A 5,268-nucleotide genomic window follows, 5' to 3' on the forward strand; every position below is an offset into this window, starting at 1 on the left:
TCGCCGAATACATACGAATAACCATCGTGCCAATAGCAGCGCTTCTCGGGCGCGAGCGTCATGATGGTGAGGTCGGCACCCCTGAGCGGCGGCCGTTGCAGCAGGAAATCATGATTGAGAGACGACCCGGCATCCAGCATTTTCCCGACATTGCCCAATCTCGCGAACACCCATGGATACTCCACGACACGTTCGTCCATCGCGATCCCGTAGCCCGCCGGCAAATCCTGATCGCCGCCAAGAATGCCTTGATCGATGGCGGAAGTGATGAGCTGCACCCTTGCGGCCTGATATCCCGGGCTGAACGGTTGACGACGCATTCTAAATACCGGCGCGGCCGCACTGTCGAGCAACCATTTGAGTCGATAAGTCAGCTCATCTGTGCGCATTACCTGGACCTATCCATCAATCATCCGGCAGCTGCGATGCAGGGCCTGTCGCCAACTTTTCTGCGACGGCTTCTAACACAGCTAAATCTGCGCGACGAGATCGACAAACCGCTTCCATTGCAGCGGCTTGGCATACAATTGCGAAATTTGGCGCCGTCCCTCGGCCGCCATCGCCGCCCGGCCCGCGGCGTTATCGAGGCGCGCTTCGACAAGCCTTACGGCATCGTCGGCGGATTCATAGACCTCGATGGTCACTCCAGGCTCCATGCCCTGCGGATAATTGCCGGCGTCGGACACCAGCAGCGCACCGCAGCCCATCGCCTCAAAGCAGCGCATATTGCCGCGATCCCTGCCCGCCATGTCGATGGCGCCATTGAGGACGATCTTCGATCGTCCGATCAGATCGTAAAGCTGTCGTCCGAACACCGGCGGGCGAGCGATGCGGGCGATGGCGGCGGGAAGGCGGTGTTTTCGCAACGGCGGAAGGCGGCCGAACGGGCTTTCCGCAAGGCGCGTCAGGCGCGACGCATCGAGGCAATAGACGACGTGCCGCGACCCGGCGAGACCCGCGATCTGCTCGAGGATCTTCGCGCGCGCGGAATGATGGCGCGAGTATCCGCCCACAAAGAGAATGTCGATCGGCCTCTCGTCGAAAGCATACTGGTCCATCGCGGGATCAATCGCGGGGAAGAACTCCCCGACCTGGCATCCCTTGCCCCTCCAGTCTTCCCGTATCGACGGAAAGTTGCACACCAGCAGATGATATTTCGAGAGATCGGCACGCCCTGACGGCGCGGCGCGCCAGCAAATTGTCTTTCTAACGCACCCGGGCAATTTGCCGACGAAACGGCTGGGATAACGAACCGGATCAAGATTGTAGAACACTTCCGTTCGATGATGCTCAATCTGCGCCAGAAGAATCTCCTCGAGCGAACTCCTCGCCGCCATCCCGTTCTCGCGCGCCCAATAGTACTGAAGAACCTCATCGTCCCCATTGGTGAAGAAAGCATTCGGCTCGCCGGCGAGCACAGGTTGCAGAAAATGCAGCGCGCCGAACCGGTCGCTCAGGAAGATACGGCGCCGCTCGGCGAATGTCGTCGCGCGCGCCGCCAGGTGATTTAGATGACGCAGGTAGGAGGGATAGATACCGCTGTTCTGGAACAGGCGCATTTTCTGGGACCAGGATTGCCTTGCAACTCGAATAGCAGCCGCTCGATACGGCCCGGTCAAAAACTCCTGCGGCCCCGGCCGGTTTGCCAATCGTCCCGAACTCGTTCTCGAGTGGCGACGAACCATTTGCACCAAATGCCGCGCCACGCAACAATATGCCGCGATTGACATCCGGGCGCAGCTCCTGCCAGACAGTCGAATTACATCCGCCGGAAGCGTCGATCGAGGAGCGGGAAATGACCGATGATGGAGTAGCGAAGCATGACTTGAATGATGCGTCCATCTATGACAACGCCGAATACCTCGCGAACAATCCCTCGTGGCATGTCGAGGATTCGCCATGGAAGGCCGCCAGGATATTCGAGATTCTCGATCGCAATTCGATCAAGCCCGCGCGGATCGTCGAGGTGGGCTGTGGCGCCGGAGAGATTCTTGTTCAGCTGAAGACAAAGCTGCCTGGCAGCACGTTTGTCGGTTACGAGATGTCGAGCCAGGCGTTCAAGCTGGCATCGGAACGGGAACGCCCCGGCGTCCAATTCGTCAACAAGAGCATCTTCCACGACAACGTCCATTTCGACGCGCTGCTGTGCATCGACGTCTTCGAGCACGTCGACGATTACATCGGCTTTGTTCGTTCCCTGAAGAAGTTCGCCAAGTACAAGGTGTTTCACATTCCGCTTGATCTCTCGGTCCAGTCCGTCTTCAGGAGCCAGGCGCTGCTTGATGCCAGAAAGAGCGTGGGACATCTTCACTACTTCACCAAACAGACAGCGATCGAGACGGTCAGATACGCAGGATACGAGATCATCGACCATCATCTGACCGCGATGGCGATGGAGCTGCCCAACCGGGGATTGCGAGCGAACCTGATGAATGTTCCGCGGTGGCTGCTCTCACGCCTATCGCCCGATCTTGCCGCGCGCCTGCTGGGAGGCTGGTCGCTGATGGTCTTGGCCAGATAAAGTGCCTGCCAGACTACGGCGAGCTTGGTCCGGCATTTCACGGGCTTTGCCAGGTCGACTGCCCCAGCATCCACTTCATGTTGAGATATGGCCAGATGCGGCCGACCGATTCCCAATCCCAGGCTTTGGTCCGGTTAAGTCGAAGGACCGCCTCGCGCAGCCGGTTCTCCTCGACGATTTCCGTGAATGCCGGAACGTTTCGATCCAGTAACGCGATGGTCCAGTCCGAGAGCGCTCCATTCAGCCATTCCGGCATCGGCGAATTGAAGCCCACTTTCCGACGTCCCATGCGGATCGACTCGGGCATCCGGCCTTCCATCGCCCGCCGCGCGATCACCTTGGTGTAGCCGTCGGATGATTTGATTGTCTCGGGCAACGCCATCGTATAGGTCACCAGCCGCCAGTCCATGAACGGCATTCGGACTTCGATGCCGTGCGCCATCGAAAGCCGGTCGAAGTTCCGCAAAATCGTCGGCAGCACGGTGCCGTGAAACATGCGATAGAGGCGCCGGTTCAATGGCCCCCAATCGCGCGGCAGCGGGTCATCGTCGCCGACCAGCGCAAACTGCGCCGGAACATCGCGCAGGCCGCCGCGCAGGAAATAGTGACCCTGGCGCCTGATCATCAGCGCCCGCAGCAAGTCGACGCCGCGTCTGGCCAGCGCCGAACTGGACGAAACTCCCGCGAGCATATTTCGCATCCGGAACGTCGCCGATTGCCCTTCCTGGAAATAGGCTCCCATCAGCTCGTCCGCCCCGTGACCGTCCAGAGACACCGTCACGTTCTGGCGGCTGAGTTCCCGATAGATCAACCAGACAGCCGTTGGAAGCGCGATATAGACGTCATCGTTGTCATCCAGGATTCGGTCGAGTTCGGTCAGCGCATCGTCGCGGCCGATCTCAAGGTAAGTCGGAGCGACATCAGCCCAGGCTGCCGCCTCCTCGGCCATCGGCCGCTCATCGTTGATCGCGCCCGGAAATGTCGCGACAAAGGCGTGGCGCCAGGAGATGCTGTCGCGCGGTCCCATCCCGGCCCTTTCGTGCGCCGCCATGGCGCAGATGACAGCCGATGAATCAAACCCGCCTGACAAACAGGTGCCGATCGGAACGTCGCTGCGCATTCGCAAGGCAACGGCGCTCCGAAACAGTTCGCCGAAACGCTCGACGCGCTCGGCATCGCTGGTCGGCAGCGCCGGTAGATGATCGACCGTTCGCCACCAGCGCTTGATCTCCAGTCGGCCCTGTCGCAGCCACATGCAATGACCCGCCTGCAGTCGGCGCACCTCCCGACAGAGGGTACGTTCGCTTCCCTCAACGCCGAAGGCATCGAGCAACAGCCGCCGCGCCACATCCGCATCCAGCGTGGCGGCGATCAGACCGCTGCGCATGAGGGCGCGCTGCTCGGACGCGAAAACAAAGCGCTCGGGCGACATCGCATACAACAGCGGCTTGATACCGAAGCGGTCGCGCGCCAGGAACAATTCCTTGCTGTGGGTGTCGAAGATGGCCAGGGCCCACATACCGTTGAAGCGCGTCAACATCCCTTCCCGCCAGGCTTGCCACGCCGCCAGAATGACCTCGGTATCGGACTGGCTGCGGAACACCGCGCCCGCCGCCTCGAGTTCGCTGCGAAGCTCGAGGAAGTTATAGATTTCACCATTGAACACGATGATATGGCGGCCATCGGCGGACTGCATCGGCTGGTAACCGCCGGCTCCGGGATCGATGATCGCCAGCCGCCGGTGGCCGAACGCCAGATCGCGGTCCGCGCTGAACCAGCTCCCCTCACCGAACGGGCCGCGATGCGCCAACAGGCTCGTGAGGCGCGAGATCTCCCCAGGCTCAACCGGCTTGCCCCGGATGCTAACGATGCCAGCAATACCGCACATGTCATCGCGCCTTCAATGGCAGCAACCGCTTCGCAATGACGCGCAAATCGCGCCAGCAGGCGGTCCCGTGCGGGCCGATCCCGGAGGCTGCGACCACGACGACAAAAATGATACCGGCCGCGAGGCCGTAGAGTCCTCCCACGTACCACCAGGACGGTTCCCGGTCGAACATCGTGTCACCGACCGACACGCGCAGCACCAGCGCCGTTGCAATGCCCGCTCCCAGCGGCAGCACGACGAAGTGGGCCACTTGCGACCACATGCCATCGAGGCTGAAGCTTCGACGCAGCAGGAACACGGCTGTGACCATTTGGGCGATCGTGCCGATACAGGCGCTCCAGCCCGCGCCCTGCCATCCCAGATAGGGCAACGCGACGGCGCTGGTGCCAAGCGTGAACACGGCCGTCACCACCGAGATCAAGGCAATCGAGCGGGACTGGCCGTGGGCCAGGAGATAGAAGGCAAAAACATTCAGGCTGCATCCGAGCATGCCGGCAATCGAAAGCACGACCAGCACCGACTGGGCTTCAGCGGCCACTTCGGCGCCGGTCCAGAGATGAAGCAGCCGGCCCGCGACCGGGATCAGGGCTCCGAGCGCGCTCGCGGCGAGCACGTTGAGAATCCAGGAAGCGCGGAACAGCAGATCGGCCTTGCGATCGCTGGCCTCTTTCTGCAGCGTACTGAAAAACGGAAACAGGATTTCGCCAACCTTCAGGATGCCGGTGTAAATGGCTTCCTCGAGCCGCTGGGCGATGGTGTAATATCCGACAAACTGCGGCGCAAGAAACGCGCCGAGAAGATATCGGTCGGCCTGGCCGGCGATCAGGCCGCCAGCCTGCGCGGCGAGCTGCCAACCTCC

4 protein-coding genes and 1 pseudogene are annotated in these 5,268 nt (G+C 61.4%); 1 reads left to right on the top strand and 4 read right to left on the bottom strand.

What is annotated here, in order from left to right; all coding sequences use genetic code 11:
• Together WCE35_RS07700 and WCE35_RS07705 are read right to left on the bottom strand one after the other, a co-directional pair.
• Positions 1-389, bottom strand: a pseudogene (locus WCE35_RS07700) (hypothetical protein); the annotation flags it as partial.
• An 81-nt stretch (positions 390-470) separates the two neighbouring features.
• Positions 471-1,559, bottom strand: a complete 1,089-nt coding sequence (locus tag WCE35_RS07705) for a glycosyltransferase family protein (protein ID WP_424592754.1) — start codon at positions 1,557-1,559, stop codon at positions 471-473.
• 83 nt (positions 1,560-1,642) lie between these two features.
• Here WCE35_RS07705 and WCE35_RS07710 point away from each other — a divergent pair, with 83 nt between their 5' ends.
• On the top strand, positions 1,643-2,521 hold the full coding sequence (locus tag WCE35_RS07710) for a class I SAM-dependent methyltransferase (RefSeq protein ID WP_424592755.1): 879 nt from the start codon (positions 1,643-1,645) through the stop codon (positions 2,519-2,521).
• A 37-nt stretch (positions 2,522-2,558) separates the two neighbouring features.
• On the opposite strand, the gene asnB is transcribed toward WCE35_RS07710, so the two are convergent.
• Together asnB and WCE35_RS07720 are read right to left on the bottom strand one after the other, a co-directional pair.
• Positions 2,559-4,409: an asparagine synthase (glutamine-hydrolyzing) gene (gene asnB / locus WCE35_RS07715; RefSeq protein WP_424592756.1), complete on the bottom strand. Its 1,851-nt coding sequence runs from the start codon at positions 4,407-4,409 to the stop codon at positions 2,559-2,561.
• Between the two features lies 1 nt (position 4,410).
• On the bottom strand, positions 4,411-5,268 hold an 858-nt coding region (locus WCE35_RS07720), incomplete at its 5' end, for a polysaccharide biosynthesis C-terminal domain-containing protein (RefSeq protein WP_424592757.1).

The organism is Bradyrhizobium sp., assembly GCF_049691595.1.
Lineage (GTDB): Bacteria > Pseudomonadota > Alphaproteobacteria > Rhizobiales > Xanthobacteraceae > Bradyrhizobium.